Here is a 26,647-nt window from a genome sequence, read left to right on the forward strand (position 1 = left end):
GTCCGGGGTCCGGAACTGGCTGTAGTCTAATACTGCGAACATCGTTCGCAGTATTCTCGCCCATCGGAGGAGCCCGTCATGACCTGGACCGAACGCCGCTTCGCCCGCAACGGTGCGGTCGAGCTCGCCCACGACCGGCTCCAGGAGGGCGCGGACGGCGAACCGCTGCTCCTGGTGATGGGGTTGGCGGTCTCCCGGCACTGGTGGCCCGGGGAGCTGTGCGCGGCCTTCGCCGACGCCGGGTTCGCCGTCGCCCGCTACGACCAGCGGGACGCGGGCGAGTCCACCCGGCTGCCCAAGCGCACCGCCCGGGGCAATCCCTTCGCCGCCCTGGCCGCCGGCCGCGGTGCGGCCTACACCGCCGAGGACATGGCCGACGACGCCGTCGCCGTCATGGACGCGCTCGGCTGGGAGTCGGCCCACCTCTTCGGGCACTCGCTGGGCGGCGTCGTCGCCCAGCGCGTCGCCCTGCGCCACCCGGGCCGGGTGCGCACGCTCACCTCGTCCGCCGCGCTCCCCAGCGATGTCGGCGGCCTGGGAGCCTTCCGCCATCTGCGGCTCGGCACGCTCGCGAAGTTCGCCCGCATCAAGCCCGCCCAGGACCGGGAGGAGCGGATCGCGGCCGGGCTCGCGGTGGCGCGGCTCTGCGCGTCGCCCGGCTACCCGTTCGACGAGGCGGAGGCCTTGGAACGGATCACCGCCGACGTGGACACCGGCATCGCCGACCCGGACGCCCAGTCCCGCCAGATCGGGGCACCCTGGCACGGCCCGTCCCTGGCCGAACTGCGCGTCCCCGCACTGGTGCTGCACGGCACGGACGACCCGCTGCTCAAGCCCTCCGCCGGCCGGGCCACCGCCGCGGCGATCCCCGGCGCCCGGCTCGTCCTCCAGCCCGGCGTCGGCCACGACATCCCCCGCGAGCGGCACACCGCCGTCGCCGCCGAGATACGGGCGCTCGCGGACCGGGCCGCCCGGGTCGACGGCCACACGTAACGGCCGTCTCCCCGGCCAGGCGGCCGCACGCCAACACCCCTCCCTCTCGGGTCAGGCAGCCGTGCGTAACGACCCGGCCCCCCGGGTCAGGCAGCCAGCAGCACGCCGCCCATCGGGCCCGACGGGCGCATCGCACCGACCGAACCGGCCGGACCTGTCGACCGCACGGACCGGTGGCCGCCGGCCGCACTCGACCCGAGCGAACGCGGCCGGGAGCGGGCCGCGGCCAGGCTGACCAGCCGCTCCCCCGCCAACGCCAGGATGTCGGCGAGGTTCAGGCCGAGCGCCTGGGCCGCGGCGGCCAGCACCTCGGAGGAGGCCTCCTTGAGGCCCCGCTCCACCTCGGAGAGATACGGCATGGAGATCCGGGCCGCCTCGGCGACGTCCTTCAACGTCCGCCCCTGGGCCTGGCGTTCGCGGCGCAGCACCTCCCCGACGAGGTCACGCCAGAGCGGTTCCCGGGGCAGAGCCGGGGCCACCGCCGGGAGCGGGCGCAGAGGGATCACGTCGGCCTGGTTCGTCGCTCGGATGCTCACCTTCCCCAGCCTAGGAGCGCCGCGCCTCCCCCGCACCGGTCCGGCGTTGCGCTCCGGGCAGATCTGCTGATGGCGAAGTCGCGTGACAGGCCGCCGGCCCCGGGAGACTGCCGGTTCCGGGGAAACAGGCAGGTCCAGGGCGCGGCCGCTATCGTCACGCCCGACAGCGGTTTCTCCGTAGGGGGTTCGGGATGACACGGGAGCAGGCAGCAGGGCGTTCGGGGCACCACGATCCGCAGGCGCTCCGGCGGCGCCCCTGGTTCGCCGCCAACGAAATCCTCGCCTTCCTGCTGGAGCTCGTGGCGATCGGCTGCCTCGCCTGGTGGGGCTTCACCGCCGTGGACGGGGTCCTCGTATCGGTCCTGCTCGGCCTCGGGGTGCCTGCGGCGGCCGTGACCCTGTGGGGGCTGTTCGCCGCGCCCCGCGCCCGGTTCAGGCCGCCGCTCGCGGGGGTGCTGGCGGTGAAGACCCTGGTCCTCGGTGGCAGCGCTGCGGCGGTGTACGGAACGGGGCACCCGGTCGTGGCCGGGGTGTTCACCGTCGTCCTGGCCCTGAACACGGGGTGCGCGGAGTACTACCGCCGCCGCCCGCCCACCTGAACGAGCCTCACCCGGTGACGGCGACGGCGGAGGATCGACGCCGGTAGTAGGCGATCGCGAGAGCGATGGTGATGGGCCCCCAAGCGGCGATGGGGGTGACGCACACCGTCGCCAGCGCCTTCCAGGCGCCGTTGACGTAGGCGACGGAGTCGATGACGCCGAACAGGGTGAGATGGCGATCGCCGCCGATGGGGAAGGCGGTGAACAGGGCGGTGAGTATCAGGCCGCCGAGCACGGCGGGGACGACAGCCGCCATCGGCCGGACCCGTCTGCCGCCGATGACCGGTATCCAGGCGGGCGCCACCTCGCCCCAGCCCCGGACCAGACCGATGGTCAGGATCGCGATCACTTCCGTCAACAAGCTGAGCCCGAGAACGTACGGAACGCTCAGCCAGTAGGCGGGCATACCGCCGTCCTGGACCTGCCCCATCTCGAAGTGCAGCGCGAAGGGCAGCCGCCACAGGCACGACGGCAGCAGAAGCAGCGGAAGCGCGTGGGCCAGGCGCATCGCCCAGCGAGGAACGGGCCGCTCGGTGTCATCGACGGGCGGGGGCCGGTGAAGGATCTTCAGCGTCATGACTCCACCCTCGCGGGGCAGGCACGACGACGAATCACCCGCGCGAGCCAACCCGCTCCCCCGCCCGGGGGAGACCACACCTGGCAGCCTCGCCCGCGCGGGGTAGCGGTACCGGCGGCGGCGCAACACCGACGCCTCCCCGCGTACGGTCAGATCAGACCCTGCGCCAGCATCGCGTCCGCGACCAGTTCGAAGCCCGCGATGTTCGCGCCCACCACGTAGTTGCCGGGGCTGCCGTACCGCTCCGCGGTCGTGTAGCAGGAGTCGTGGATGTGCCGCATGATCTCGGCGAGCCGCTCCTCGGTGTGGGAGAAGGTCCACGAGTCCCGGGACGCGTTCTGCTGCATCTCCAGCGCGCTCGTCGCGACGCCGCCCGCGTTGGCCGCCTTGCCGGGGGCGAAGGCGACGCCCGCCTCCTGGAACACCCGGACCGCCTCCGGCGTGGTGGGCATGTTGGCGCCCTCCGCGACCGCCTTGACCCCGTTGCGCACGAGGTCCAGCGCGTCGGCCTCGTGGAGTTCGTTCTGCGTGGCGCAGGGAAGGGCCACGTCCACGGGGACCGACCACACCCCCGTACCGGGTACGAACCGGGCGTGTGCGCCGCGCCGTTCGGCGTACTCCGAGACCCGGCCCCGGCCGGCCTCCTTGATCTCCTTGAGGAGGGCGAGGTCGATGCCCTTCTCGTCGACGACATAGCCGCTGGAGTCCGAGCAGGTCACCACGGTCGCGCCGAGCTGCTGGGCCTTCTCGATGGCGTAGATGGCCACGTTGCCGGAACCGGAGACCGCGACGGTCTGGCCCTCCAGCGACTCGCCGCGGCTGCGCAGCATCTCGGCGGTGAACAGGACCGTGCCGTAGCCGGTGGCCTCCGTACGGGCCTGTGCGCCGCCCCAGCCGAGGCCCTTGCCGGTGAGGACGCCGGACTCGTAGCGGTTGGTGATCCGCTTGTACTGGCCGAAGAGATAGCCGATCTCGCGGCCGCCCACACCGATGTCACCGGCCGGAACGTCCGTGTACTCCCCCAGGTGGCGGTGGAGTTCGGTCATGAAGGACTGACAGAACCGCATGATCTCGGCGTCGGACCGGCCCTTGGGGTCGAAGTCCGCACCGCCCTTGCCGCCGCCGATGGGCATGCCGGTGAGGGCGTTCTTGAAGATCTGCTCGAAGCCGAGGAACTTCACGATGCCGAGGTTGACCGAGGGGTGGAAGCGCAGCCCGCCCTTGTAGGGGCCGAGCGAGCTGGAGAACTCCACCCGGAAGCCCCGGTTGACGTGGATGTCGCCGGAGTCGTCCGACCACGGCACCCGGAAGATCAGCTGGCGCTCGGGCTCGCATATGCGCTCGATGATGCGCGCGTCGACGAACTCGGGGCGCCGGGTCAGCACCGGCCCGAGCGTCTCCAGGACCTCGCGGACCGCCTGGTGGAACTCCTGCTCACCCTGATTGCGGCGCAGGATCTCGGCGTAGAGCGGCTCGATGACGCGGGCCGCGGCATCGTGCGTGCGGGCGGAGTCGGGCGAGTCGGGGATGACCGGCATCTGATCAAGACCTTCCGTGGTCGGCTCGTGCGCGTCGGCGCTCCCGCCCCGGGGAGCACCACCGGTCCGCCTCCCCCGCCGGAGCCCCGCGGACTCCCTCCCGGGAGGACCGCGTGGCCGTCGCCCGGCAGGGCGATGCGCAGGACCGTCGTACGGTCCGATTCTCCCGTGCGGCCCGATGATCTTCGAGGACCATCCACATATTGGCCATGATCAGCCGTTTTGATCAGCGCCCGGACCGCCGCGCGGGGCCCTGGCCGGGCCCCGATCCAGCGTTCCGGGCGGCCCGAGCGGCTCGGGTCCGCTCCCCGGCCGCGACGCCCCGAGTGGCCAAGGTCACATGTCGGATCGGCTTTCACGCGAGCCCCGCAGCGCCCAGAGCCCGCCTCCGGAGGCGAGCACGATGACCCCCGCGACGGCGCTCAGGGCGATCCGGAAGCCGCTTTCCTCGACCGCGATGCTGAGGAAGACGTTGGCGGCGAGCGCGGCGGACAGGACGAGCCAGAGCAAGGACTTCATGACGGTGATGCCTCCGTGGTCGGTGATACGTCCAGCCTGTCGGCCGGGGCGCGCCGCGAGGAGGGAGCGGGCCCCCGTATCGGGGGTGCAGCAGGCTCCACCCCCTCCCGGGGGCGGGCGGCGCGGGCCGAGGGCCATGACGAGCCGGTCCGCGGGGAAAGCACGCGTGGAGCCGGCGGAAGGCAACCGTAGCGGTCCCGTGAAAACAACGCCGGGGCACGGGAGTTACCCGTCAGGAACAGGGACACCCCGCCTGACGATCAGTCATGATGCCCCCATGACGAAGCCGCGGGGGCGTCGGAGAGGACAGCCTCCTGACGCATTACAGGCGCTGTACGGAGTGCGCCGGACCGGGAACGGCACCGCCCGACCCCGGCCGGCCCCGCCCACGCCTCCGGGCCCGCCCTCGACGCCGGGCCGGTCGCCGTACGGGCACGCGCTTCCGCGCGCGGCCTATCCGGCGTACGCCCGCTCGGCGTATCCCGCCCCGGCGCCCCGGGGGCAGCCGCGCATCCCCAAGGGCACGGGCGACATGCGGCGCTATCTGGCGGTCGGGCTCGACAGCTATCTGTGCCTGCTGGCCGTCGGACTCCTGGTGCGGTCGTGCCTGGACTCCGGCGGGACGGGGCGCGCGGTCGCCCTGCTGGTCGTCCAGCTGGTCGCGCTGTCGTTCGCCAACCAGGTGCTGCTGACGTTGGCCGTCCGGGCGAGCGCCGGAAAGCTGATCATGGGCGTCCGGGTGATCCGGCTGCCCGACGCGGGCCGGCCGGGATTCCGCCTGCTGGTGCTGCGCTGGCTGTACGGGCTCCTCTGGCTGCCGCGCCAGCCGTGGCGCCGGTTCCGCGACCGGGCGGCGGCCGGTGGCCCGGAGAGAGCCCCGGGCCACCGCACCGAGGCGCCCGATGACCTCGCGGGGGTGCGCCAGGTCCGCCGCAGTGACCTGCGGTCCTACCGGGCGGCGGTGCAGGGGCGTACGGGCTGAGCCTGCTCCGTGACGCCCCCGGGCGAGAAGGGCCGCTTCAGCGCCAGTCGCCGGTGATCCAGGCCACGAGGCGGGGGTGGGCGGTGTACGGGTCGCATGCGGCGATCACCCTGGTGGAGACGAAGTCCCGGGTGACGACCTGCCCGACATCCCGGGCCACCCGGTTGAGGCCACCGCTGACGTCCCCGGGTTCCCCGATCGTCACCGGGACGGAGGAAGCGGCTGTCGTCTCCTCTTCGCAGCCGACGAGAGGAAGGGGCTGGCCGAGGTACCAACCGCAGACGAAGATGGCGTACAGGGCGGCGGCGGCGCCCAGGCGGCGCGGAGTTATCCAGGTTATCCAGTGAGACACCTGCCGGAGTGTTCCACGAACCGGGTTCCGGGAGGCGGCGCGCGCGGCGCCTCCCCCGCCCCGAAGTCAAGTCGGGGGGCGGGTTGTTGACCAGCCCGGCCAACCCGGCCAGGACGGCCGGCCCGGCCGGCCTGAGCCCCGGCGTACGCCTCCGCGCGAACCGACCGGACACAGCGTCGCAGGGGCGCGCCGGACACGCCGAAGGCGGCGGTCCCGGAGTCTTCCGGGGCCGCCGCCTTCGGGCGGGGACGGGGGTGGTGCCGAGGGGGAACGGCGGGTGGATCAGGCCTGGGAGCCGGCCGTCCACTCGGCCCAGCTCATGTTCCAGCCGTTGAGACCGTTGTCCGGGGTGATGGTCTTGTCCGGGGAGTTCTTGACGATGACCACGTCGCCGACGAGGGAGTTGTCGTAGAACCAGGCGCCCGGCGCGCTGGAGTCGTTCGCGCCCTTCACGTCGGCGAGGCCCACGCAGCCGTGGCTGGTGTTGGCGTTGCCGAAGATGCCCTTGCCCCAGTAGTTGCCGTGGATGAAGGTGCCCGACGTGGACAGGCGCATGGCGTGCGGCACGTCCTTGATGTCGTACTCGCCCTTGCCGTCGTCATCGGTGAAGCCGACGGTGGCGCCGTTCATCCGGGTCTCCTTGTGCTTCTCGGAGATCACCATCTGACCGTTGTACGTGGGGTTCTCGGGGGAGCCCGCGGAGATCGGGATCGTCTTGATCGTCTTGCCGTCGCGGGTGACCGTCATCTGCTTGGTCTTCGCGTCGACGGTGGAGACCTGGTTGCGGCCGACCTTGAAGGTCACGGTCTTCTGCTGGACGCCGAAGACGCCGTCCGCACCCTCGACGCCGTCGAGGGCCAGCTTCAGGGTGACGGTGGAGCCGCCCTGCCAGTAGTCCTCCGGGCGCAGGTCCAGGCGCTGGGAGTTGAACCAGTGGCCGACGACTTCCTGGCCGCTGCTGGAGGTCACGGTGATGCCGTCCTGGACGGCCTTCTTGTCCGTGATCGCCTTGTTGAAGTTGATCGAGACGGGCATCCCGACGCCGACCGTGGAGCCGTCCTCGGGGGTGAAGTTCCCGATGAAGCTGTTGTCGGGCGAGACGGTGGTGAAGGAGCTGTTCTCGTGGGCCTCGCGGCCCTTCGAGTCGGCCGCCGTGGCGTCGATCTTGTACGTGGTGGACCGCTCCAGCTGACCCGCGGGCTTCCAGCTGGATCCATCGGCCGCCAGCGTGCCCTCGACCGGGTCGCCCGCCGCGGTCGTCATGACGACCTTGGTCAGCTTGCCCTTGGCGACGGTGACCTGGGCCGCGTTGTTGATGCTGGCGTTGGTCGCGCCGTTCTTCGGCTTGATCGCTATCTGCGCCTCGGAGGCGTCCGCGGCTGCCGCCTTGTCCACTTCCTGCTGCGACGACTCCGAGCTCCCGGCGTTCGTCTTGCCGCCCTTGTCGCCGTCGTCGCTACAGGCCGAAAGCACCAGCACGCCGCCGAGCAGTGCGGACATGGCCATGAGGCCCCTGCGCCGCTTGCTGTCCGTCATCACACGCTTCTCCATCGTTGCCGATTCCCCAAAATCCCCGGACGGGGCCGCCAGGCCGCTATTCCCCGTCAATGTTCCAAGAACACCCGGAAAGGGTGCTCCGTTCCACATCCATGACAGATGTGGGGAACACCACTCATCGACGCGTCCCCGGCAGCGGTGGTTCCCGCATCCCGGTCCCGCTTTCCGCCGCCGTGCGCCGTGGCCCCGGTCCGCCGGTGAGCGGGGCCGGGGCCGGTGTTCTCACACGTCACACCCGCTGCGCGGGGTCACCGTCCTCGCCGTCGTTCTTCCCATTGTGCGCGACCGCGTCGCCATACCCCTCCTCGTCGTCCTCGTCCGGCGGCAGGAAGAGCTCCTCGTCGCCGTCGTCCGCGTCGTCCCAGCCCTCCGCGTCGGGGTCGTACTCGATGCTCTCGCTGCTCCAGGAGGCCTGGGCCAGCTCGACCCCGGGCACCTCGCTGACCAGGTCGAAGGGGTCGACCAGCGAGGCGAGGGCCTCCGCTCCGTCTGCCCGGACCGTGGCCTCGGCATGCATCCGCTCCTCGGCGGTGTCGCTCCCGGCGACCGCGGCGACGGGCTCTCCGTACTCGGCGGCGATGGATTCGAGGGCGGTGCCGGTCAGGGCGTCGAGGTCGGTGACCTCCAGCACCATCTCCACGCGAAGTCGAACAAACCTGGATGTCTCTTCTGTGCTCATAGGCCGGAGCGTAAGGCCCGGCGGGGCCACGACTTTCCACCGACCCGCTGCTTTGCTTAGCATCGGCGTACGGGGCTAACTCATGGTTGTCGCAAGGGGATCGAATCTGTGTCCGTCGCTCGTCGCACACTCCTGACCGCCACCGCCGCAGGCACGCTGCTGGCCGCTCTCTGGTTCGTCCCGTCGGCCAACGCGACCGGTGAGAACGGCGCCCAGGGCGCCCCGGCGGCCACCTCCGACCGGACCGCCGGGCAGTCCGCCGGGAGCCCCGACGACGCCTCCGGCGCGCTCCTCGCCGACACCGGGCCGGGCCCGGACACGACCCCGTATCTCATCGGCGGCACAGCCCTGTTGGGCCTCGGCGCGGGCTTCGTCACCTACTCGGTGCGCCGTTCCGGTTCCGGGACGCGCCCGGTGCTCTGAGCATCCCGTACGCACGGAAGAGGGCTCCCGCGACGATGGCGCGGGGCCCTCTTCCGTGCGTACGGGGCCGGCTCAGGCCAGCGGCCCCGTGACCGGCTCCACGGCCGCGACCAGACGCCCTTCCCGTACGAACGTGTCGGCGGCGGCCAGGTCCGGCGCGAGGAAGCGGTCCGGGCCCGGGCCCTCGGCGCCGGCGGCCCGCAGCGCGTCCACGGCGGCCTGCGAGGCGGGGGCGGGGGTCAGGCCCTGGGCGGCGCGGATCTCGACGGCGCGGGTCGCGGCGTACAGCTCGACGGCGACGATCCGGGCCAGGTTGTCCACGGCCGTACGGAGTTTGCGCGCGGCGGACCAGCCCATGGAGACGTGGTCCTCCTGCATCGCGGAGGACGGGATGGAGTCGGCGGAGGCGGGGACCGCGAGCCGCTTCATCTCGCTGACCAGGGCGGCCTGGGTGTACTGGGCGATCATCAGGCCCGAGTCGACCCCGGCGTCGTCCGCGAGGAACGGCGGCAGGCCGTGCGAGCGGTTCTTGTCGAGCAGCCGGTCGGTGCGGCGTTCACAGATCGAGCCGAGGTCGGCGGCGACGATCGCGAGGAAGTCCAGGACGTACGCGACGGGCGCGCCGTGGAAGTTGCCGTTGGACTCGACGCGGCCGTCGGGGAGGACCACCGGGTTGTCCACGGAGGAGGCCAGTTCGCGGCCCGCGCCGTTGACCTGGGGGGCGCAGCGCACCGAGTAGGCGTCCTGGACCCGGGGCGCGTCGCCGGTGACGTCGGCGTGCCGCCCCGTCAGTCCGGAACCGGCCAGCACCCGCAGCATGTTGTCCGCGCTGACGCCCTGTCCGGGGTGCGGGCGGATGGCGTGCAGTTCGGGGGCGAGGACCTTGTCCGTGCCGAGCAGCGCCTCCAGGGAGAGGGCGGCGGTGATGTCGGCCGAGGTGTAGAGGTTCTTCAGGTCGGCGAGGGCCATGACCAGCATGCCGAGCATGCCGTCGGTGCCGTTGAGGAGGGCCAGGCCCTCCTTCTCGCGGAGCTCGACGGGGGTGATGCCGTGCGCGGCGAGGAGTTCGCCGGCCGGGCGGACGGTGCCGTCGGGGCCCTCCGCGTCGCCCTCGCCCATCAGGGTGAGCGCGCAGTGCGAGAGCGGGGCGAGGTCGCCGGAGCAGCCGAGCGAGCCGTACTCGTGGACGACGGGCGTGATGCCCGCGTTCAGCAGGTCGGCCATGGTCTGTGCGACCTCGGGGCGTACGCCGGTGTGTCCGGAGGCGACCGTCTTCAGCCGGAGGAACATCAGCGCGCGCACGACCTCACGCTCGACGCGGGGGCCCATGCCGGCCGCGTGCGAGCGGACGATGTTGCGCTGGAGCTGCGCCCGCAGTTCCGGGCTGATGTGGCGGCTGGCGAGGGCGCCGAAGCCGGTGGAGACGCCGTAGACCGGCTCGGGCTTGGCGGCCAGCGCGTCCACGATGAGACGGGCGGCGGCCAGGGCTTCCACGGCGGCGGCGGAGAGCTCGACCCGGGCGCCGTGGCGGGCCACGGCGACGACGTCCTCGGCGGTGGTTCCGGACGTCCCCACCACAACAGTGTGCATATCCATATTCAGCAGCGTACGTATTGAAAGCCTTCATGTCACTAGTGGTGCCGCGCAGGGCCCCTTACGGGAGCGGATGAGTACGTGAACGGGTTGCCCGCCGCGCGCGCTGCCGGGAGGCTGCACCCATGCGTCGACTCCTGCTGCTCGCCCCGTTGTTGCTGTTCGCCGTCTCCGGCTGCGGCGTGCTCCAGTCCTCCGAGGACGAGGCCACGGACTCCGCACGGGACGTGGCCAGGAAGGCGGGCGAGCGGCTCTACGGTCAGCGTCCGCGCACGGCGGAGGAGGTCGGGTACATCACCTCCGGTATCGAGGGGGTCGAGGTACTGCGGGTGAAGGGCGCCTCGACCCGCGACGGGGACGGCATCGAGGTGGTCGTCCGCACGTCCGGCACGGCGTACGACCAGAAGTTCGACCCCGAGCCGGTCACCGTGCGGCGCTGTTTCGCGGTGCGGGTGTCGCCGAAGTCGGAGTGGCGCGAGGACCCCCGTGACGTGGACTGCCCGGACGGCCCCCGGCTGACCTTCGCGCCGCCGCCCGAACCGCCCGCGCTGCCGCACGAGGAGCTGCGCGCGAAGCTTCCCCGGGTGCCGGAGGGCGGCCGGGTGGACGAGGCCGAGGTGCGCCGGGTGGTCGCCGCGCTGGACATGGACCGGGCGATCCGTACCGAGGTGAAGGCGGGCGCCGGACGGGTCGGCGTCCTCCTGTCGGTGGAGGGCAACGGCTACGACCCGCAGGACTGCCTTCTCGGCCGGGTGAGCCCGGGCGCCACCGAGGTGTGGGTGCCGTCCCGGGTGCAGCGGATGCGCGGAGAGGGCGGCTGCACCATCCAGAACGCCCTGGACCGGATGCCGCCACCGCACTGAGCCGCACCGATCCACGCCGAGCGCACCGAGCGCACCGAGACCTTCAGGCGCCTCCGCGCCGGGGTCTGATGCGCCACCACGCCGAGCGACGCGCCCGGGCTCGCCCCGGACGGCGCGCCACCCGGGCTCACGGCCGGTTGCCGCGCAGCCTGCGCCGGTCGTGCGCGGACTTCGGCGGGGAGTCCGCGAGCCGGATGACCTCGCCGTCCCGCCCGGCCACCACCGGGCCCAGCGAGCGGGCCGCCTTGGCCCGGTACTGGGCGGCGTCCGCGAGCCGGAACAGCCGGCGGGCCGAGCGCACCGGGCCGATCGGGTCGCCGGTCGACGCGACCCCGCAGGCGACCCCGTCGCCCAGCTCGATCACCGCCGCCCGGTCACACAGCTCGGTGGCGACGCCGACCACCGCGTCGGCCGGGGGGCCCGCCGCGAGCAGACAGAACTCGTCGCCGCCCAGCCGGGCCGCCAGCGCCTCCGGCAGCATCGCCCCGCACAGGGACAGCACCGAGCCGAAACGTTCCAGCAGACGGTCGCCGACGGCGTGGCCATGGGTGTCGTTCACCGCCTTGAGGCCGTTCAGGTCGCAGACGACGAGGCTGACGACCGTGTCGTCGACACGGTGCCGCTCGACGGCCTCGTCGAGCCGGATGTCGACCGCGCGGCGGTTGGCCAGACCGGTGAGCGGGTCGGTGAAGGCCAGCTTGCGGACCTCCTCAAGACGCTCGGTCTGGGCGATCCCGGAGGCCACGACGGCGGCGAGCACGGTCGCGAAGTTCGCGTCGGCCCGGTCGAAGACGGGCTGCCCGGCCGGCCGCGCCACATACAGCTCGCCCCACGCCCGGCCGTGCAGCACGATCGGCGCGACCACGCAGCAGCCCCGGCCGCGCCGCCGCAGAGCCGCGACCCGCTGATGGCAGTAGGGACGGGCCCCGCGCGCCGGACCGCCCGCGCCGGGCTGCCCGTCGGCGGTCTCCACCCAGGCGTCGGGCTCGCCGCCGCCGGCCCAGCGCTCGTGCAGGAACTCGGTGATCTCCGGGAACTCGTGGACCGGGTAGGCCTCCTCCTCGGGGAACTCCTCCTCCCCCTCGGCCCGTTGCCCCGCGTTCACCAGCACCCGCAGCCTGCCCCGGTCCCGCTCCCACACGGAGAGCGCGGCGAAGCTGCCGCTCAGCGCCTCGCAGGCGCCCAGCGCCGCCGCCCGCCACGATTCGCGCGGCGTGTAGGCCGCGGCCATGGCCTGCGCCAGCGAAACCACGGCCCGCAGCCGCGCATCGTCACCACCCATTGCTACAGCTTATGTAGATTTGTCCCCTTTTGATCAGTTTGATGCGTAACTAATTTCAACTATTTTTGCGCGAGATACCGCACGATGCTCACGCTGTGTCATCGGATCTCATTCGCCGGGCCAGTCGGGACGCCGCTTCTCGTTGAACGCGGCCACCCCCTCCGCCCGGTCCCCGGAGAAGGCCACCGACCGCCAGGCCGCGTCCTCGACCTCCAGGCCCGCCCGCAGGTCGAGCCCCTGCCCCAGCCGGAGCGCCTTCTTGGCCGCGCGCAGCCCGACCGGCGAGTTGGCGGCGATCCGGCCGCCGAGCGCGAGGGCCTCCTCGCGGTCCCGCCCCGCCCCGACCAGCTCGTCGACCAGCCCCAGTTCGCGTGCCTCGGCGGCCTCGACACGGCGGGCGCTGAACACCAGCTCGGCGGCGCGCGCCGCCCCCACCCGGCGCGGCAGCAACTGCGTACCCCCGCCGCCCGGGATGACGCCCACGGACACCTCGGGCAGCCCGACCACGGCGGTGGCGTCGGCGACGATCACATCGCAGGCGAGGGCGAGTTCGAAGCCGCCGCCGAGGGCGAAGCCGTGCACGGCGGCGATCACCGGCATCGGCAGCTCCAGGACGCCGGTGTAGGCGGCGCGGGCGGTGGGCCGCTGGCGTACGAGGTCGGCGTCGGTGAAGGAGTTGCGCTCCTTGAGGTCCGCGCCCACGCAGAAGGCCCGTTCGTGGCTGGAGGTCAGGACGGTGGCCCGGACGTCCCGGTCGGCGCCGAGCGCGTCGCAGGCGGCGGCGATGGAGCGGGCCATGTCGGTGGAGACGGCGTTCATGGCCTTGGGCCGGTCGAGGACCAGCTCGGCGACGTGGTCCTGCCCCTCGTGCCGTCGTACGACGACGAACTCCCCGTACCGCTGCTCGGACGTGACGGTCATGGCTGCACCCCTGTCATGGACGGCCTGTTAACGAGCGTTACCGTCACGGATCCTAGACAGGACGTCCCCGCCGGGACAGGGCGGGACGGGGACGGGCACGTGACGACCGGGGCAAGGGCGCGACGACAGAGGGCGTGACGGAGGGGCGGGGCGCGCTCAGGAGCCGGTCTTCCCCCGCCGGGCCAGCAGCCACGGCTCCACCACGCCGAGCCCGCGCACCGGGCGCTGCCACATCGGCTGGAGCCCGAAGCGGTACGTCGGCAGCGGCGGCTCGTCGTCGGGCTCGCGGCCCTCCTTCTCGGCGACCCGGACCCGTTCGGCGGCGGCCGCGACGGCCTCGGCGGCCTGCGCCTCGGACTCCGGGGCATCGCCGTGCCGGACCAGCTCCTTGGCGAACGCCCCGTCGACCAGGACGGCGTCCTTCGGCGCTATCGAGGTCAGCCGGCTGGCGAGGTTCACCGTGGTGCCGAAGACATCGCCCATCCGGGTGGTGACCGTGCCGAAGGCGATGCCGACGCGCAGGGCGGGCATCGTCTCGTCCTGGGACATGGCCTCGATCAGCCGGAGCGCTATCTCGGCGGCCGTGCCCGCGTCGTCGGCGGCGAAGAGGACCTCGTCGCCGAGGGTCTTGATGAGCCGGCCGCCGTGCGCGGCGACCAGGTCGGCGGCGGTCGTCTCGAAGGACTCGACCAGTTCGCCGAGCTCCTCCTCCTCCAGGCGCCGGGTCAGCCGGGTGAAGCCGACCAGGTCCGCGAAGCCGACGGCGAGCCGCCGGTCGACCATCTCCTCGTCGTCCGCGGCCTGCACGACCCGGCCGGTGGCGGCGGCGAGCTGGCGCCGCCACACGTAGACGAGGAACTCCTGGAGCTCCGGGAGCAGCAGCTCGATCAGCGGATACGTGACCTCGGTGCGGGTCATGCCGGGCTCGGGCGGCTCGGTCAGACCCTCCAGGAAGGAGTCGATCTGCCACTCGGCCAGCCGGGCGGTGGTCTGCCCGGTGGACCGGGCGACCTGGATCGCCATCGGCTCGCTGAGCAGCCCCGCCTCGACGAGACCGGCGAGCCGCCGCAGCGCGAGCACGTCGGCCTCGGTGAGCGCCTTGGCCTGGCCGATGTCGGCGAAGCCCATGGCCCGCCAGAACCGGGAGGCCAGGTCCATGGAGACCCCGGCGGTGCGGGCCGCCTGGAAGGGCGTGTAGCGCCGGTCGGCCCCCAGGATCAGCGCTTCGAGGCGGATGGCGAGGGGGTCGTCGGTCGGTTCCACCGTGTGGTCGACCTCGTGGTGGGGTGTGGCGTGGACCGAGGAGTCCTGCCCGGGCTCCTCACCCGCGCCGGACGTCGTGTCGCCGACGGTCACCAGCCGCCTCCTGCCCGTTCCCTGCGCACTGCCCTGCCGATCTGTCGCTGGATCGCCTCAACGATACGGCAGGTGTGCCCCAGCTCACGTCCTTGGTTGCCCGCTCCCGGTGCGTCGCGCGTGACATCTCAGGCATACGCGGTACCCGCCCGTACGCCCATCGGGGGCGGCGCCCTCTCAGGTCAGGCCGCCCGCCGCGCCCCGCAGGTGGACGATGTCCCCGGCCGACACCGGCTGCTGGAGCCCGCCCTCGGTGGAGAGGACCAACCGCCCGTCCCCGTCGATCGCGACCGCCTCGCCGACCAGGGACGTCCCTCCCGGCAGCTCCGCCCGCACGGTCCGGTCCAGCGTCGCGCAGCCCGCCGCGTAGGCGGCCTGGAGCCCGCTCGCGGCCGCGTCGCCGTCGGCCGCCTTCCACCGGCCGTACCAGTCCTCCAGCGAGCGCAGGACGGCGCGCAGCAGGGTCTCCCGGTCGGTGGAGACCGCCCCGGCGAGCGCCAGCGACCCGGCGGTGGGGGCGGGCAGTTCGTCGGCGCGGAGCGAGACGTTGATGCCCAGGCCGACGACGATGCCGTCCCCGGCGAACTCGCCGAGGATGCCGCCCGTCTTGCGTTCCTCGCCCTCCACCGTGACCAGCAGGTCGTTGGGCCACTTCAGCGACATGTCGACACCGGCCGACTTCGCCAGCCCGGTCGCGGCGGCGACCCCGGCCAGCAGCGGGACCCATCCCCACCGCTCCACGGGGATGTCGCCGGGCTCCAGGTACACCGAGAAGAACAGCCCGGAGCGGGGCGGTGCGGTCCAGGTCCGCTCCAGCCGTCCGCGCCCGGCGGTCTGCTCCTCGGCGACCAGCACCGTGCCCTCGTCCGCCGCCCCGCCACGGGCCCGCCCGGCGAGGTCGGTGTTGGTGGATCCGGTGGACTCCACGACCTCCAGCGACGTCCACAGCGCGTCCGGCCGCAGGAGTCCGCGCCGCAGCGCGGTCCCGTTGAGGGGCGGCCGGTCGAGGTCCGACCAGCGGTTGTGTGGCGCATCCGGTGGTGTCATGCAACCCAGCCTAGGTGTGGCAAAGGACGCACTGCCTTTCCGGAGGCGCGCCGATACCCTACGAGTCAGTAGCCAGAGCCGGACTGACGGCTGGCCGTCCCCCCGTGACCGGTGCCAGACGTCGTCCCCGTGACCAGGCAGGGAGCCGCCCCCCGATGTCCGAGCCGCTAAGCGACATCCACACCACCGCGGGCAAGCTCGCGGACCTGACGCGCCGCATCGACGAAGCGACGCACGCCGGTTCGGCCCGCGCGGTCGAGAAGCAGCATGCCAAGGGCAAGCTGACGGCCCGTGAGCGGGTCGAGCTGCTGCTGGACGAGGGCTCCTTCGTGGAGCTCGACGAGTTCGCCCGGCACCGCTCCACCAACTTCGGCATCGAGAAGAACCGCCCGTACGGGGACGGCGTCGTCACCGGCTACGGCACGGTCGACGGCCGCCCGGTCTGCGTGTACTCGCAGGACTTCACGATCTTCGGCGGTTCGCTCGGCGAGGTCTACGGCGAGAAGATCGTCAAGGTCATGGACTTCGCGCTGAAGACCGGCTGTCCGGTCATCGGCATCAACGACGGCGGCGGCGCGCGGATCCAGGAAGGCGTCGTCGCGCTCGGCCTGTTCGCCGAGATCTTCCGCCGCAACGTGCACGCCTCCGGGGTGATCCCGCAGATCTCGCTGATCGTCGGCCCGTGCGCGGGCGGTGCGGTCTACTCCCCCGCGATCACCGACTTCACGGTGATGGTCGACCAGACCTCGCACATGTTCATCACCGGCCCCGACGTCATCAAGACGGTCACCGGCGAGGACGTCGGCTTCGAGGAGCTGGGCGGCGCCCGTACGCACAACACCACCTCCGGGGTGGCGCACCACATGGCGGGCGACGAGAAGGACGCCATCGAGTACGTCAAGTCGCTGCTGTCGTACCTCCCGTCGAACAACCTCTCCGAGGCCCCGTCCTTCCCGGAGGAGGCGGACCTCGCCACCACCGACGAGGACCGCGAGCTGGACACGCTCATCCCGGACTCGGCGAACCAGCCGTACGACATGCACACCGCGATCGAGCACGTGCTGGACGACGGCGAGTTCCTGGAGACCCAGGCCCTGTTCGCGCCGAACATCATCACCGGCTTCGGCCGGGTCGAGGGCCACCCGGTCGGCATCGTCGCCAACCAGCCGATGCAGTTCGCCGGCTGCCTGGACATCAACGCCAGCGAGAAGGCGGCGCGCTTCGTCCGCACCTGCGACGCGTTCAACGTCCCCGTCATCACCTTCGTGGACGTGCCGGGCTTCCTGCCGGGCGTGGACCAGGAGTACGGCGGCATCATCCGGCGCGGCGCGAAGCTGATCTACGCCTACGCGGAGGCGACGGTCCCGCTGATCACCGTCATCACCCGCAAGGCCTTCGGCGGCGCGTACGACGTGATGGGCTCCAAGCACCTGGGCGCCGACCTGAACGTCGCCTGGCCGACCGCGCAGATCGCCGTCATGGGGGCGCAGGGCGCGGTGAACATCCTGCACCGGCGGACCATCGCCGCCGCCGACGACCCGGACGCGACGCGGGCCGAGCTGATGGCGGACTACGAGGACGCGCTGCTCAACCCGTACGTGGCGGCGGAGCGCGGCTACGTCGACGCGGTGATCATGCCGTCCGACACCCGGGCCCATATCGTCAAGGGACTGCGTCAGCTGCGTACGAAGCGGGAATCCCTGCCTCCGAAGAAGCACGGCAACATCCCGCTCTAGCAGCAGCCGTACGTTCGCCCGTTCGCAGAAAGGTCTGCCCATGATCAAGGTCGTACGGGGCAACCCCACCCCGGAGGAGCTGGCCGCCGCACTGGCGGTGGTCCGGGCGCGCGCCGCGGCGGCGTCCGCCGTGTCGTCCGGCGCGCCGCTGCCGCCCGAGCAGTGGTCCGACCCGGGGCGCATCGCCCGCACCGGCCGCCCTCAGCCGGGCCCCCGGGCCTGGGCCCGGACGTACTGGCCGGCCTGAGCCGGCCGGCGCGACCGCGAGCCGCCCCCGCCCACGCGGGGGCGGCTTTGAGTACCCGTACTCAGGCGTAGGGGCGGGCGGCGCAGCAGGATCGGGAGCATGCTGTGGTCCGACCCCGAGAACAAGCCGCCGAAGGAACTGCGCGACGCCCAGGCCATGATGCGCAGAGCGGGCGTCCTGGTGGCGCTGGCGATGCTGGTGGCGATGTACGTCCTCGGCATCCGCTGAGAGCAGGGCCCGCGGCCCCGCGGCCCCCACGAGCCCTTCTACGATGGCCCGCATGACTGATCAGCGCCGTCTCGTGCTCGCCTCCGCCTCCCCCGCCCGTCTCGGTCTGCTGCGCCAGGCCGGATTCGCCCCCGAGGTGATCGTCAGCGGGGTCGACGAGGACGCCCTGAGCGCGCCGACCCCCGCCGAGCTGGCGCTCGTCCTGGCCCGGGCCAAGGCGGCGGCGGTCGCGGAGCGCCCCGAGGCGGCGGGCGCCCTGGTCATCGGCTGCGACTCGGTGCTGGAGCTGGACGGCGAGGCGCTGGGCAAGCCGGCCGACGCCGAGGAGGCCACCGCCCGCTGGAAGTCGATGCGCGGCCGGTCGGGCGTCCTGCAGACCGGGCACAGCGTGATCGACACCGCCTCCGGCCGTACGGCCTCGGCGACGGCGTCCACGGTCGTGCGGTTCGGCGAGCCGAGCGACGCCGAGGTCGCCGCCTACGTGGCCTCGGGCGAACCGCTCCATGTCGCGGGGGCGTTCACCCTGGACGGCCGCTCGGCCCCGTTCGTCGACTCCATCGAGGGCGACCACGGCAATGTCATCGGGCTCTCGCTGCCGCTGCTGCGCCGGCTGCTGGGCGAGCTGGACGTCTCCGTCACGGAGCTGTGGGTCTGAGACCGGCGGCGGAGGCGGCGGAGACTTTCTGGCCTTCTAGGCCGTCCGGGCCGCCGCCGGGCCCGCCTCGTCGCCCACGCCGTCGTCGGCCCGGGTCCCGGGCCCGTACGCCAGCAGGGTGAGCACCAGCAGGGCCAGCACGAGCATCATGAACGCGAAGGCGCCCCAGCCCACCAGGCCGACGGTGACCGCGCCGAGGACGCCGTGCACGACCGCGCAGCCGATCAGGGCGATGCGTCCGAAGCGCCCCGGGGCACGGTCGCGGGCCCCGGCCAGCAGGGCTGTCAGCCCGCACAGGACCAGCAGCAGCCCGGAGACGCCGCCCATCACCCAGGTGCCGGTGGACATGGCGTCCGGGTCCAGGCCGGCGAGCGACATGTTCTGGTTCTCGGCGACCGTGGCCAGGACGGCGTTGATGAGCACGATGCCCACCGCCTCCCCGAACAGCACGAGCGCGGTCACGATCGCCACCGGTCTGCGCATGACCGATCCACCCCCTGTTACCTGCAGTACGTACGTAGCGCGGACCCTACTCACGGGTATTCCTTCGGACAAGGGGTGGGACCGGCCCGTACGCCGGGCAAAGAATCCATCGACCGTTCGTAGGGACTCCACAAAGAAACGCCGTGAGGCGTTGACCTTAAGGACAGAGACCTGGACCACACCGGCTGGTTACTGTGCGGTTGAGGATCGCGGCGTACCGTGGTGCCACAAGGGATTTCACTACTGGGGCAAGCCTCGGATCACACTCCGTGTGGGCAAGCTCACCATTGGGGACGGGTCGTACGGCCGTGTCGGTAGTCCCTAAACTCAGCTTGTTTCGAGGAGGGAGTCATCGTGCGCAAGGTGCTCATCGCCAACCGTGGCGAAATCGCTGTCCGCGTTGCTCGGGCGTGCCGGGACGCGGGGATCGCGAGCGTCGCGGTCTACGCCGAACCGGACCGGGACGCGCTGCATGTCCGGGCCGCAGACGAGGCGTTCGCCCTGGGCGGTGACACCCCGGCCGCCAGCTACCTGGACATGGCCAAGGTGCTGCAGGCCGCCGAGGACTCGGGGGCGGACGCGATCCACCCCGGTTACGGGTTCCTGTCGGAGAACGCGGAGTTCGCCCAGGCCGTCCTGGACGCCGGGCTGACCTGGATCGGCCCGCCGCCGCAGGCCATCCGCGACCTCGGCGACAAGGTCGCCGCCCGGCACATCGCCCAGCGCGCGGGCGCCCCGCTGGTGGCCGGCACCCCGGACCCGGTCTCCGGGTCCGACGAGGTCGTCGCGTTCGCCGAGCAGAACGGACTGCCGATCGCGATCAAGGCCGCCTTCGGCGGCGGCGGGCGCGGTCTGAAGGTGGCCCGCACCCTGGAGGAGATCCCGGAGCTGTACGACTCCGCGGTCCGCGAGGCCGTCGCGGCGTTCGGCCGGGGCGAGTGCTTCGTCGAGCGCTACCTCGACAAGCCGCGCCACGTGGAGACCCAGTGTCTGGCCGACACCCACGGCAACGTGGTCGTCGTCTCCACCCGCGACTGCTCGCTCCAGCGCCGCCACCAGAAGCTCGTGGAGGAGGCCCCGGCCCCGTTCCTGAGCCAGGCGCAGAACGACGAGCTGTACGCCGCGTCGAAGGCGATCCTGAAGGAAGCCGGCTATGTCGGCGCGGGCACCGTGGAGTTCCTCGTCGGCGTCGACGGCACGATCTCCTTCCTCGAGGTCAACACCCGCCTCCAGGTCGAGCACCCCGTCACCGAAGAGGTCACGGGCCTCGACCTCGTACGCGAGATGTTCCGCATCGCCGACGGCGAGGAGCTCGGCTACGACGACCCCGCCGTGCGCGGTCACTCCTTCGAGTTCCGTATCAACGGCGAGGACCCGGGCCGCGGCTTCCTGCCGGCCCCCGGCACCGTCACCACCTTCGCCCCGCCGACCGGCCCCGGCGTCCGCCTGGACGCGGGCGTCGAGTCCGGCTCGGTCATCGGCCCGGCCTGGGACTCGCTGCTCGCCAAGCTCATCGTGACCGGCGCGACCCGCGAGCAGGCGCTCCAGCGCGCCGCCCGCGCGCTCGGCGAGTTCACCGTCGAGGGCATGGCCACCGCCATCCCCTTCCACCGTGCCGTCGTCGCGGACCCCGCCTTCACCTCGGACCCGTTCACCGTCCACACCCGGTGGATCGAGACCGAGTTCGTCAACGACATCAAGCCCTTCGCCGCCCCCGCCGACGCGGACACGGACGACGAGGCCGGCCGGGAGACCGTCGTCGTCGAGGTCGGCGGCAAGCGCCTGGAGGTGTCGCTGCCGTCCTCGCTGGGCATGTCGCTGGCCCGCACCGGCCTCGCCGCCGGCGCGAAGCCCAAGCGCCGCGCCGCGAAGAAGGCCGGCTCCGCCGCCTCGGGCGACAGCCTCGCCTCGCCCATGCAGGGCACCATCGTCAAGATCGCGGTGGAGGAGGGCCAGGAGGTCAAGGAGGGCGACCTCGTCGTCGTCCTGGAGGCCATGAAGATGGAGCAGCCGCTCAACGCGCACCGCTCCGGCACCGTCAAGAGCCTCACCGCCGAGGTGGGCGCCTCCGTCTCCTCCGGCGCCCTGATCTGCGAGATCAAGGACTGACCGACCGCACACTCCGAAGGGGCCCGGTCCACGTCGTGACGACGCGGACCGGGCCCCTTCGTCACAGTGGCATCCTGGAACCCACAGAGGGTCCGAGGACCGAGGGAGGGGCGGAAGCCATGGCAGGGGCGATCCCGATGGAGACGAGCACGGCACAGCCGCCGGCCCGGCCGATGCGCGCGGACGCGCGCCGGAATCACGACCGGCTGGTGGGCGAGGCTCGCAGGTCCTTCGCCGAGCACGGCACGGACGCGTCGCTGGAGGACATCGCCCGGCGGGCCGGTGTGGGCATCGGCACCCTCTACCGGCACTTCCCCAACCGGGACGCCCTGATGAACGCGGTCTTCCAGGACGCCCTGTGCTCACTCCTGGAGCGCTCCCGGGAGCTGGCGGCGGCGGAGGCCCCGTGCCGGGCGCTGGTGGACTGGCTGGGCGCGATCGTCACTCATGCGGGTGAGTACCGCGGCCTGGCCCACGGCCTGATGTCCGCCTCGCGCAACGGGACCTCGGCCCTCGCGCAGTGTCATCTGCCGCTCCGGGAGGCGGGCGCGGGGCTGCTGCTCCGGGCCCAGGAGAGCGGGTCGGTGCGGGCCGACGTCTCGATCGACGATCTGCTCCAGCTCACCAACGCGATCGCGCTGGCGGCCGAGCAGTCGCCCGACGACCCGGAGTTGGCGGAGCGGCTGCTGCGGCTGACGCTGCGCGGGCTGAAGTAGCGAGGTGTTCCGGGGTTCCGCCCCGGGCCCCGCTCCTCAAGCGCCGGAGGGGCTGAGAGGCAACACCTGAGCGGCTCCTGCGGCTGACGCTGCGGGCTGAAGCAGCGGGCTCTCGCGGCGGCAGATCCAGTCCCTCCGGCGTTGAGGAGCGGGGGTTCGGGGGCGGCGCCCCCGACCCGGTCCTAACGCCGCCGCAGGTCCGCCACCCGGGCCCGCTGCTCCCCCGGAACGTCCGCCAGCGCGGAGGCGCTGCGGAGCTGCGGCCCGAGGCCGCCGTTCTGCGTGCGCCGCTGGCCGGGGAGCGGCATGTCCCGGCGGGGCTGACGCCCCGGTGGGGGGCCGTCCCCGCCGGACGCGTCCGCGTCCGGACCGGCCACCGTGATCTCCACGCCCTGGTCCGCCAGCGACTGGAGTTCGGCGGCGGCCCGCTCGTCGTGGAGCGGAGGCTCGTCCGTCACCAGACGGGTGATCAGCTCGGTGGGCACCGTCTGGAACATGGTGTCCGAGCCGAGCTTGGTGTGGTCCGCCAGGACGACCACCTCCGCGGCGGCCTGCACGAGAGCCCGGTCGACGCTGGCCGAGAGCATGTTGGAGGTGGACAGGCCACGCTCCGCGGTGAGGCCGCTCCCGGAGAGGAAGGCCCGGGAGACCCGCAGCCCCTGGAGGGACTGCTCGGCCCCGCTGCCCACCAGCGCGTAATTGCTCCCGCGCAGGGTGCCGCCGGTCATGACGACTTCGACCCGGTTGGCATGGGCCAACGCCTGGGCCACCAGCAGGGAGTTGGTGACGACGGTCAGGCCGGGGACCCGCGCGAGCCGACGGGCCAGCTCCTGCGTGGTCGTGCCGGCGCCGACCACAATGGCCTCGCCCTCGCCGACGAGGCCTGCGGCCAGGTCGGCGATGGCAGTCTTCTCCGCGGTGGAGAGATGGGATTTCTGCGGAAAGCCGGACTCCCGCGTAAAACCGCCCGGCAAGACCGCACCGCCGTGCCGGCGGTCGAGGAGTCCTTCTGCCTCCAGTGCCCGCACGTCCCGCCGTACGGTCACTTCGGAGGTCTGGACGACGCGGGCGAGCTCACGGAGCGATACCGCCCCGTTGGCACGCACCATTTCGAGGATCAACTGACGACGTTCTGCAGCGAACACGAAACTGACAGTAACCTGACCGTCGGTGAGTTTTCAGCAGTTTGCGCCGAATAACAGAAGTTGTACTTCATAGGGGCCTCCAAGTGGTATAGGAGGCCCCTATGTTGTTCGACGGTGATCGTCAGACGGTCATCGCACCGCCCGGACTGCCGCCGGGTTGCGGTGAGATGCCGGAAATGCCGCGCTGTCCGGGCTCTCAGCCCTCGCCCGTGAGCTTGCGGGTGTGCAACTGCCGGGCCACTTCGGCGATCGATCCGGACAGGGACGGGTACACGGTGAATGCGTTTGCGATCTGCTCCACCGTCAGGTTGTTGTCGACCGCGATCGAGATGGGGTGGATCAGCTCACTGGCGCGCGGCGCGACCACGCAGCCGCCGACCACGATCCCCGTACCGGGGCGGCAGAAGATCTTGACGAAGCCGTCGCGGATGCCCTGCATCTTGGCGCGCGGGTTGCGCAGCAGCGGCAGCTTCACCACCCGGGCCTCGATCTTGCCCGCGTCGACCTCGGCCTGGCTGTAGCCGACCGTGGCGATCTCCGGGTCGGTGAAGACGTTGGCGGAGACGGCCTTGAGGTTCAGCGGGGCGACCGCGTCGCCCAGGAAGTGGTACATCGCGATGCGGCCCTGCATCGCGGCGACCGAGGCCAGCGCGAAGATCCCGGTGACGTCACCGGCCGCGTAGACGCCGGGGGCACTGGTGCGCGACACCCGGTCGGTGAGGACGTGCCCGGAGTCCTTGAGCCGTACGCCGGCCTCCTCCAGGCCCATGCCCGCGGTGTTCGGGATCGCGCCGACCGCCATCAGGCAGTGCGAACCGGTGATGACCCGGCCGTCGGCCAGCGTCACCTCGACCCGGTCGCCGACGCGCTTGGCGGACTGGGCGCGGGAGCGGGCCATGACATTCATCCCGCGGCGGCGGAAGACGTCCTCCAGGACGGCGGCGGCGTCCGGGTCCTCGCCGGGCAGCACCCGGTCGCGGGAGGAGACGAGGGTGACGCGCGAGCCGAGCGCCTGGTAGGCCCCGGCGAACTCGGCGCCGGTGACACCGGATCCGACGACGATGAGCTCCTCGGGAAGCTCGTCGAGGTCGTAGACCTGGGTCCAGTTCAGGATGCGCTCGCCGTCGGGCTGCGCGTCCGGGATCTCCCGGGGGTGGCCGCCGGTCGCTATCAGCACGGCGTCGGCGGTCAGCCGCTCCTCGGTGCCGTCGGCGGCGGTGACGACGACCTGGCGGGACCCGTCGGCGGCCTGGAGCCCGTCGAGACGGCCCCGGCCGCGCATCACGCGGGCGCCGGCCCGGGTGACGGAGGCGGTGATGTCGTGGGACTGGGCGAGCGCGAGGCGCTTGACCCGGCGGTTGACCTTGCCGAGGTCCACGCCGACGACCCGGGCGGCCTGCTCCACGTGCGGGGTGTCGTCGGCGACGATGATGCCCAGCTCCTCGTACGAGGAGTCGAAGGTGGTCATCACCTCGGCCGTGGCGATCAGGGTCTTCGAGGGCACGCAGTCGGTGAGGACCGAGGCCCCGCCCAGACCGTCGCAGTCGACGACGGTCACCTCCGCGCCGAGCTGGGCGCCCACCAGGGCTGCCTCGTAGCCGCCGGGGCCGCCGCCGATGATCACGATCCGGGTCACGAAAAGTCCGCCTCGCGTTGTGTAACCCGCGGCCGTCTGCCGCCCCGGCCGGGGGTCCGGGGGATCGCCCCGGGGGAATGCAGTACGTACTCCATTGTCCCGCACGCGCCAAAGTGCTTCGCCCCGGGGCCCTCCATACGGGAAAGAGCGCCTTCACCGCACGGGAACGGGCCGCCGGGGGCGGGGTCGCGGACCCGCCCCGCGCTTCCCCGACCGGGGCCTTCGTCACAGGAACCGCCGCTCCCGCGCCCACCTCCCGTACCCTCGGTCCCATGTCGCTCTACGCCGCGTACGCCGGCAACCTCGACGCGCGGCTCATGACCCGCCGCGCTCCGCATTCCCCGATGCGCAGCACCGGCTGGCTCAACGGCTGGCGGCTGACCTTCGGCGGGGAGCAGATGGGCTGGGAGGGGGCGCTGGCCACCGTGGTGGAGGCGCCGCGCTCCCAGGTCTTCGTCGCGCTGTACGACCTGGCGCCGATGGACGAGGACTCGATGGACCGCTGGGAGGGTGTCGGGCTCGACATCTACCGGCGGATGCGGGTGCGGGTGCACACCCTGGACGGCGAGGAGCCGGCCTGGATGTACGTGCTGAACGGCTACGAGGGCGGGCTGCCCTCGGCGCGTTATCTCGGCGAGATCGCGGACGCCGCGGAATCCGCCGGCGCGCCGCACGACTATGTGATGGAACTGCGCAAGCGCCCCTGCTGACCAGGGCGGACCAGGGCCAGGTCCCGCCATCGTCGTACAAAAGCACAAAGACCCTCGGTGCGTCTTTGCGCCAGTACATCTACGCGCGTAGGGATTCAGCGGTTACGCTCGTCCGCGTGAACGCATCTGTTATTCCGGACAACATCCAGGGCGACCCGCAGGCAGCCGCCGCCGGGGCCGCCGCCCGCCTGCGCGAGCTGACCGGCGCCGAGACCCATGACGTCGCCCTGGTCATGGGCTCCGGCTGGGCGCCCGCAGGCGAAGCACTCGGCGTCCCGGAGGCCGAGTTCCCCGTGACCGACCTGCCCGGCTTCCCGGCGCCCGCCGTCGAGGGCCACGGCGGCACGGTCCGCTCGTACAGGATCGGCGAGAAGCGCGCGCTGGTCTTCCTCGGCCGCACGCACTTCTACGAGGGCCGGGGCGTCGCCGCCGTCGCCCACGGGGTCCGTACGGCGGTGGCCGCGGGCTGCAAGACCGTCATCCTGACGAACGGCTGCGGCGGTCTGCGCGAGGGCATGCGCCCGGGACAGCCGGTCCTGATCAGCGACCACATCAACCTGACGGCCGCCTCCCCGATCATCGGCGCCAACTTCGTCGACCTGACCGACCTGTACTCACCGCGCCTGCGCGCGCTGTGCAAGGAGATCGACGACACCCTCGAAGAGGGCGTCTACGTCCAGTTCCCCGGCCCGCACTACGAGACCCCGGCCGAGATCAACATGGTCCGGGTCCTCGGCGGCGACCTGGTGGGCATGTCCACGGTCCTGGAGGCCATCGCGGCCCGGGAGGCGGGCGCCGAGGTGCTCGGCCTCTCCCTCGTCACCAACCTGGCGGCGGGCCTGTCCGGAGAACCCCTCAACCACGAGGAGGTCCTCCAGGCCGGCCGCGACTCGGCGACCAGGATGGGCGCACTGCTGGCCCGAGTGCTCGACCGCGTCTGAGCCGAACCTCGGGGACCGGCTCGGCCGGCTCTCTCCGGGGACCGGCTCCGGCTGATCCCTCTAGGACCGGCTCTGGCTGGTCCTTCGGGGACCGGCTCTGGCTGATCCCTCTAGGACCGGCTTGGTTGATCCCTCAGGAACGGGCTCTGGCTGATCCCTCGGGAAGCGGCACTGGCTGTTTCCTGCCTCTCCTCGGCCCCCCCCCCCCCCCCCCCCCCCCCCCC

The 26,647-nt window shown here is 72.4% G+C and carries 28 protein-coding genes; 13 read left to right on the forward strand and 15 right to left on the reverse strand.

From position 1 onward, the window contains the following. Window positions 1-78 precede the first annotated feature (78 nt). Window positions 79-993, forward strand: a complete 915-nt coding sequence (locus IE272_RS08175) for an alpha/beta fold hydrolase (protein WP_057665441.1) — start codon at window positions 79-81, stop codon at window positions 991-993. 86 nt (window positions 994-1,079) lie between these two features. On the opposite strand, the gene IE272_RS08180 is transcribed toward IE272_RS08175, so the two are convergent. Then, on the reverse strand, window positions 1,080-1,529 hold the full coding sequence (locus IE272_RS08180) for a helix-turn-helix domain-containing protein (RefSeq protein WP_179890851.1): 450 nt from the start codon (window positions 1,527-1,529) through the stop codon (window positions 1,080-1,082). Window positions 1,530-1,720: 191 nt separating this feature from the next. Here IE272_RS08180 and IE272_RS08185 point away from each other — a divergent pair, with 191 nt between their 5' ends. After that, the gene (locus IE272_RS08185) at window positions 1,721-2,128 is read left to right on the forward strand and encodes a YrdB family protein (protein WP_190006532.1); all 408 of its coding nucleotides are present in this window, start codon (window positions 1,721-1,723) and stop codon (window positions 2,126-2,128) included. A 7-nt stretch (window positions 2,129-2,135) separates the two neighbouring features. On the opposite strand, the gene IE272_RS08190 is transcribed toward IE272_RS08185, so the two are convergent. The 3 genes from IE272_RS08190 to IE272_RS08200 form a co-directional block, all read right to left on the reverse strand. Further along, entirely contained in the window at window positions 2,136-2,705 is a 570-nt protein-coding gene (locus IE272_RS08190; protein ID WP_190006533.1) for a hypothetical protein, read from the reverse strand. Window positions 2,706-2,854: 149 nt separating this feature from the next. Further along, entirely contained in the window at window positions 2,855-4,243 is a 1,389-nt protein-coding gene (gene gdhA / locus IE272_RS08195) for an NADP-specific glutamate dehydrogenase (RefSeq protein WP_050360188.1), read from the reverse strand. Window positions 4,244-4,579: 336 nt separating this feature from the next. Further along, complete coding sequence (locus IE272_RS08200) at window positions 4,580-4,762, reverse strand: hypothetical protein (protein WP_050360189.1); 183 nt, start codon at window positions 4,760-4,762, stop codon at window positions 4,580-4,582. A gap of 532 nt (window positions 4,763-5,294) precedes the next feature. On the opposite strand from IE272_RS08200, the gene IE272_RS08205 reads away from it, so the two are divergent. After that, complete coding sequence (locus tag IE272_RS08205) at window positions 5,295-5,744, forward strand: RDD family protein (RefSeq protein ID WP_190006574.1); 450 nt, start codon at window positions 5,295-5,297, stop codon at window positions 5,742-5,744. Between the two features lie 37 nt (window positions 5,745-5,781). Here the strand turns inward: IE272_RS08205 and IE272_RS08210 are convergent, their stop codons facing one another. The 3 genes from IE272_RS08210 to IE272_RS08220 form a co-directional block, all read right to left on the reverse strand. Further along, complete coding sequence (locus tag IE272_RS08210) at window positions 5,782-6,096, reverse strand: hypothetical protein (protein ID WP_229897233.1); 315 nt, start codon at window positions 6,094-6,096, stop codon at window positions 5,782-5,784. A 282-nt stretch (window positions 6,097-6,378) separates the two neighbouring features. Then, window positions 6,379-7,647 carry a L,D-transpeptidase gene (locus IE272_RS08215; protein WP_050360190.1) on the reverse strand — a complete coding sequence of 423 codons (1,269 nt, stop codon included), beginning with the start codon at window positions 7,645-7,647 and terminating at the stop codon, window positions 6,379-6,381. A 235-nt stretch (window positions 7,648-7,882) separates the two neighbouring features. Next, on the reverse strand, window positions 7,883-8,287 hold the full coding sequence (locus IE272_RS08220; protein ID WP_050360337.1) for a hypothetical protein: 405 nt from the start codon (window positions 8,285-8,287) through the stop codon (window positions 7,883-7,885). Window positions 8,288-8,440: 153 nt separating this feature from the next. On the opposite strand from IE272_RS08220, the gene IE272_RS08225 reads away from it, so the two are divergent. Continuing rightward, window positions 8,441-8,755, forward strand: a complete 315-nt coding sequence (locus IE272_RS08225) for a hypothetical protein (protein ID WP_050360191.1) — start codon at window positions 8,441-8,443, stop codon at window positions 8,753-8,755. A gap of 72 nt (window positions 8,756-8,827) precedes the next feature. Here IE272_RS08225 and hutH read toward each other — a convergent pair whose 3' ends face one another. Continuing rightward, the gene (hutH, locus tag IE272_RS08230; RefSeq protein ID WP_190006534.1) at window positions 8,828-10,351 is read right to left on the reverse strand and encodes a histidine ammonia-lyase; all 1,524 of its coding nucleotides are present in this window, start codon (window positions 10,349-10,351) and stop codon (window positions 8,828-8,830) included. A 122-nt stretch (window positions 10,352-10,473) separates the two neighbouring features. On the opposite strand from hutH, the gene IE272_RS08235 reads away from it, so the two are divergent. After that, complete coding sequence (locus IE272_RS08235; protein WP_190006535.1) at window positions 10,474-11,211, forward strand: translation initiation factor IF-2; 738 nt, start codon at window positions 10,474-10,476, stop codon at window positions 11,209-11,211. 127 nt (window positions 11,212-11,338) lie between these two features. Here the strand turns inward: IE272_RS08235 and IE272_RS08240 are convergent, their stop codons facing one another. The 4 genes from IE272_RS08240 to IE272_RS08255 all read right to left on the reverse strand — a co-directional run bounded on the left by IE272_RS08240 (window position 11,339) and on the right by IE272_RS08255 (window position 15,817). Then, window positions 11,339-12,493: a GGDEF domain-containing protein gene (locus IE272_RS08240; protein ID WP_050360194.1), complete on the reverse strand. Its 1,155-nt coding sequence runs from the start codon at window positions 12,491-12,493 to the stop codon at window positions 11,339-11,341. Between the two features lie 108 nt (window positions 12,494-12,601). Further along, window positions 12,602-13,414 carry an enoyl-CoA hydratase/isomerase family protein gene (locus IE272_RS08245; protein WP_073957837.1) on the reverse strand — a complete coding sequence of 271 codons (813 nt, stop codon included), beginning with the start codon at window positions 13,412-13,414 and terminating at the stop codon, window positions 12,602-12,604. A gap of 156 nt (window positions 13,415-13,570) precedes the next feature. Next, window positions 13,571-14,770: an adenylate/guanylate cyclase domain-containing protein gene (locus tag IE272_RS08250; protein WP_057665431.1), complete on the reverse strand. Its 1,200-nt coding sequence runs from the start codon at window positions 14,768-14,770 to the stop codon at window positions 13,571-13,573. Window positions 14,771-14,947: 177 nt separating this feature from the next. Further along, entirely contained in the window at window positions 14,948-15,817 is an 870-nt protein-coding gene (locus IE272_RS08255; protein ID WP_057665430.1) for a biotin--[acetyl-CoA-carboxylase] ligase, read from the reverse strand. Between the two features lie 155 nt (window positions 15,818-15,972). On the opposite strand from IE272_RS08255, the gene IE272_RS08260 reads away from it, so the two are divergent. The 4 genes from IE272_RS08260 (at window position 15,973) to IE272_RS08270 (ending at window position 18,683) form a co-directional block, all read left to right on the forward strand. Then, complete coding sequence (locus IE272_RS08260; protein WP_047178450.1) at window positions 15,973-17,553, forward strand: acyl-CoA carboxylase subunit beta; 1,581 nt, start codon at window positions 15,973-15,975, stop codon at window positions 17,551-17,553. A gap of 40 nt (window positions 17,554-17,593) precedes the next feature. Beyond that, on the forward strand, window positions 17,594-17,800 hold the full coding sequence (locus tag IE272_RS08265; RefSeq protein WP_047178449.1) for an acyl-CoA carboxylase epsilon subunit: 207 nt from the start codon (window positions 17,594-17,596) through the stop codon (window positions 17,798-17,800). A gap of 99 nt (window positions 17,801-17,899) precedes the next feature. Next, the gene (mmpB, locus tag IE272_RS39075) at window positions 17,900-18,028 is read left to right on the forward strand and encodes a morphogenic membrane protein MmpB (protein WP_007458824.1); all 129 of its coding nucleotides are present in this window, start codon (window positions 17,900-17,902) and stop codon (window positions 18,026-18,028) included. Between the two features lie 43 nt (window positions 18,029-18,071). After that, complete coding sequence (locus tag IE272_RS08270; protein WP_050360197.1) at window positions 18,072-18,683, forward strand: nucleoside triphosphate pyrophosphatase; 612 nt, start codon at window positions 18,072-18,074, stop codon at window positions 18,681-18,683. Window positions 18,684-18,719: 36 nt separating this feature from the next. On the opposite strand, the gene IE272_RS08275 is transcribed toward IE272_RS08270, so the two are convergent. Continuing rightward, window positions 18,720-19,166, reverse strand: coding sequence for a hypothetical protein (locus IE272_RS08275; protein WP_050360198.1), 447 nt, complete (start codon window positions 19,164-19,166; stop codon window positions 18,720-18,722). Between the two features lie 354 nt (window positions 19,167-19,520). On the opposite strand from IE272_RS08275, the gene IE272_RS08280 reads away from it, so the two are divergent. Both IE272_RS08280 and IE272_RS08285 read left to right on the forward strand, forming a co-directional pair. After that, entirely contained in the window at window positions 19,521-21,275 is a 1,755-nt protein-coding gene (locus tag IE272_RS08280) for an acetyl/propionyl/methylcrotonyl-CoA carboxylase subunit alpha (RefSeq protein ID WP_050360199.1), read from the forward strand. A gap of 173 nt (window positions 21,276-21,448) precedes the next feature. Further along, entirely contained in the window at window positions 21,449-21,991 is a 543-nt protein-coding gene (locus IE272_RS08285; protein ID WP_441350947.1) for a TetR/AcrR family transcriptional regulator, read from the forward strand. Between the two features lie 182 nt (window positions 21,992-22,173). Here IE272_RS08285 and IE272_RS08290 read toward each other — a convergent pair whose 3' ends face one another. Both IE272_RS08290 and IE272_RS08295 read right to left on the reverse strand, forming a co-directional pair. After that, window positions 22,174-23,136: a DeoR/GlpR family DNA-binding transcription regulator gene (locus IE272_RS08290; RefSeq protein WP_007458834.1), complete on the reverse strand. Its 963-nt coding sequence runs from the start codon at window positions 23,134-23,136 to the stop codon at window positions 22,174-22,176. A gap of 196 nt (window positions 23,137-23,332) precedes the next feature. Next, window positions 23,333-24,772 (reverse strand): NAD(P)H-quinone dehydrogenase, encoded by a 1,440-nt coding sequence (locus tag IE272_RS08295; RefSeq protein WP_007458836.1) that lies wholly within the window; start codon window positions 24,770-24,772, stop codon window positions 23,333-23,335. A 272-nt stretch (window positions 24,773-25,044) separates the two neighbouring features. On the opposite strand from IE272_RS08295, the gene IE272_RS08300 reads away from it, so the two are divergent. Beyond that, window positions 25,045-25,482 (forward strand): gamma-glutamylcyclotransferase family protein, encoded by a 438-nt coding sequence (locus tag IE272_RS08300; RefSeq protein WP_007458837.1) that lies wholly within the window; start codon window positions 25,045-25,047, stop codon window positions 25,480-25,482. A 116-nt stretch (window positions 25,483-25,598) separates the two neighbouring features. Then, on the forward strand, window positions 25,599-26,423 hold the full coding sequence (locus IE272_RS08305) for a purine-nucleoside phosphorylase (RefSeq protein ID WP_050360201.1): 825 nt from the start codon (window positions 25,599-25,601) through the stop codon (window positions 26,421-26,423). The last annotated feature ends 224 nt before the right edge of the window (window positions 26,424-26,647 follow it).

The sequence above is a fragment of the Streptomyces anulatus genome (assembly GCF_014650675.1).
GTDB classification, from domain to species: domain Bacteria; phylum Actinomycetota; class Actinomycetes; order Streptomycetales; family Streptomycetaceae; genus Streptomyces; species Streptomyces anulatus.

Excerpts from the sequence above, each read along its gene's own strand:
- IE272_RS08175 (WP_057665441.1), top strand. The coding sequence starts at position 79 with ATGACCTGGACCGAACGCCGCTTCGCCCGCAACGGTGCGGTCGAGCTC.
- IE272_RS08185 (WP_190006532.1), top strand. The coding sequence starts at position 1,721 with ATGACACGGGAGCAGGCAGCAGGGCGTTCGGGGCACCACGATCCGCAG.
- IE272_RS08190 (WP_190006533.1), bottom strand. The coding sequence starts at position 2,705 with ATGACGCTGAAGATCCTTCACCGGCCCCCGCCCGTCGATGACACCGAG.
- gdhA (WP_050360188.1), bottom strand. The coding sequence starts at position 4,243 with ATGCCGGTCATCCCCGACTCGCCCGACTCCGCCCGCACGCACGATGCC.
- IE272_RS08200 (WP_050360189.1), bottom strand. The coding sequence starts at position 4,762 with ATGAAGTCCTTGCTCTGGCTCGTCCTGTCCGCCGCGCTCGCCGCCAAC.
- IE272_RS08205 (WP_190006574.1), top strand. The coding sequence starts at position 5,295 with ATGCGGCGCTATCTGGCGGTCGGGCTCGACAGCTATCTGTGCCTGCTG.
- IE272_RS08215 (WP_050360190.1), bottom strand. The coding sequence starts at position 7,647 with ATGGAGAAGCGTGTGATGACGGACAGCAAGCGGCGCAGGGGCCTCATG.
- IE272_RS08220 (WP_050360337.1), bottom strand. The coding sequence starts at position 8,287 with ATGGTGCTGGAGGTCACCGACCTCGACGCCCTGACCGGCACCGCCCTC.
- hutH (WP_190006534.1), bottom strand. The coding sequence starts at position 10,351 with ATGGATATGCACACTGTTGTGGTGGGGACGTCCGGAACCACCGCCGAG.
- IE272_RS08235 (WP_190006535.1), top strand. The coding sequence starts at position 10,474 with ATGCGTCGACTCCTGCTGCTCGCCCCGTTGTTGCTGTTCGCCGTCTCC.
- IE272_RS08240 (WP_050360194.1), bottom strand. The coding sequence starts at position 12,493 with ATGGGTGGTGACGATGCGCGGCTGCGGGCCGTGGTTTCGCTGGCGCAG.
- IE272_RS08245 (WP_073957837.1), bottom strand. The coding sequence starts at position 13,414 with ATGACCGTCACGTCCGAGCAGCGGTACGGGGAGTTCGTCGTCGTACGA.
- IE272_RS08255 (WP_057665430.1), bottom strand. The coding sequence starts at position 15,817 with ATGACACCACCGGATGCGCCACACAACCGCTGGTCGGACCTCGACCGG.
- IE272_RS08260 (WP_047178450.1), top strand. The coding sequence starts at position 15,973 with ATGTCCGAGCCGCTAAGCGACATCCACACCACCGCGGGCAAGCTCGCG.
- IE272_RS08265 (WP_047178449.1), top strand. The coding sequence starts at position 17,594 with ATGATCAAGGTCGTACGGGGCAACCCCACCCCGGAGGAGCTGGCCGCC.
- mmpB (WP_007458824.1), top strand. The coding sequence starts at position 17,900 with ATGCTGTGGTCCGACCCCGAGAACAAGCCGCCGAAGGAACTGCGCGAC.
- IE272_RS08270 (WP_050360197.1), top strand. The coding sequence starts at position 18,072 with ATGGCCCGCATGACTGATCAGCGCCGTCTCGTGCTCGCCTCCGCCTCC.
- IE272_RS08275 (WP_050360198.1), bottom strand. The coding sequence starts at position 19,166 with ATGCGCAGACCGGTGGCGATCGTGACCGCGCTCGTGCTGTTCGGGGAG.
- IE272_RS08285 (WP_441350947.1), top strand. The coding sequence starts at position 21,449 with ATGCGCGCGGACGCGCGCCGGAATCACGACCGGCTGGTGGGCGAGGCT.
- IE272_RS08300 (WP_007458837.1), top strand. The coding sequence starts at position 25,045 with ATGTCGCTCTACGCCGCGTACGCCGGCAACCTCGACGCGCGGCTCATG.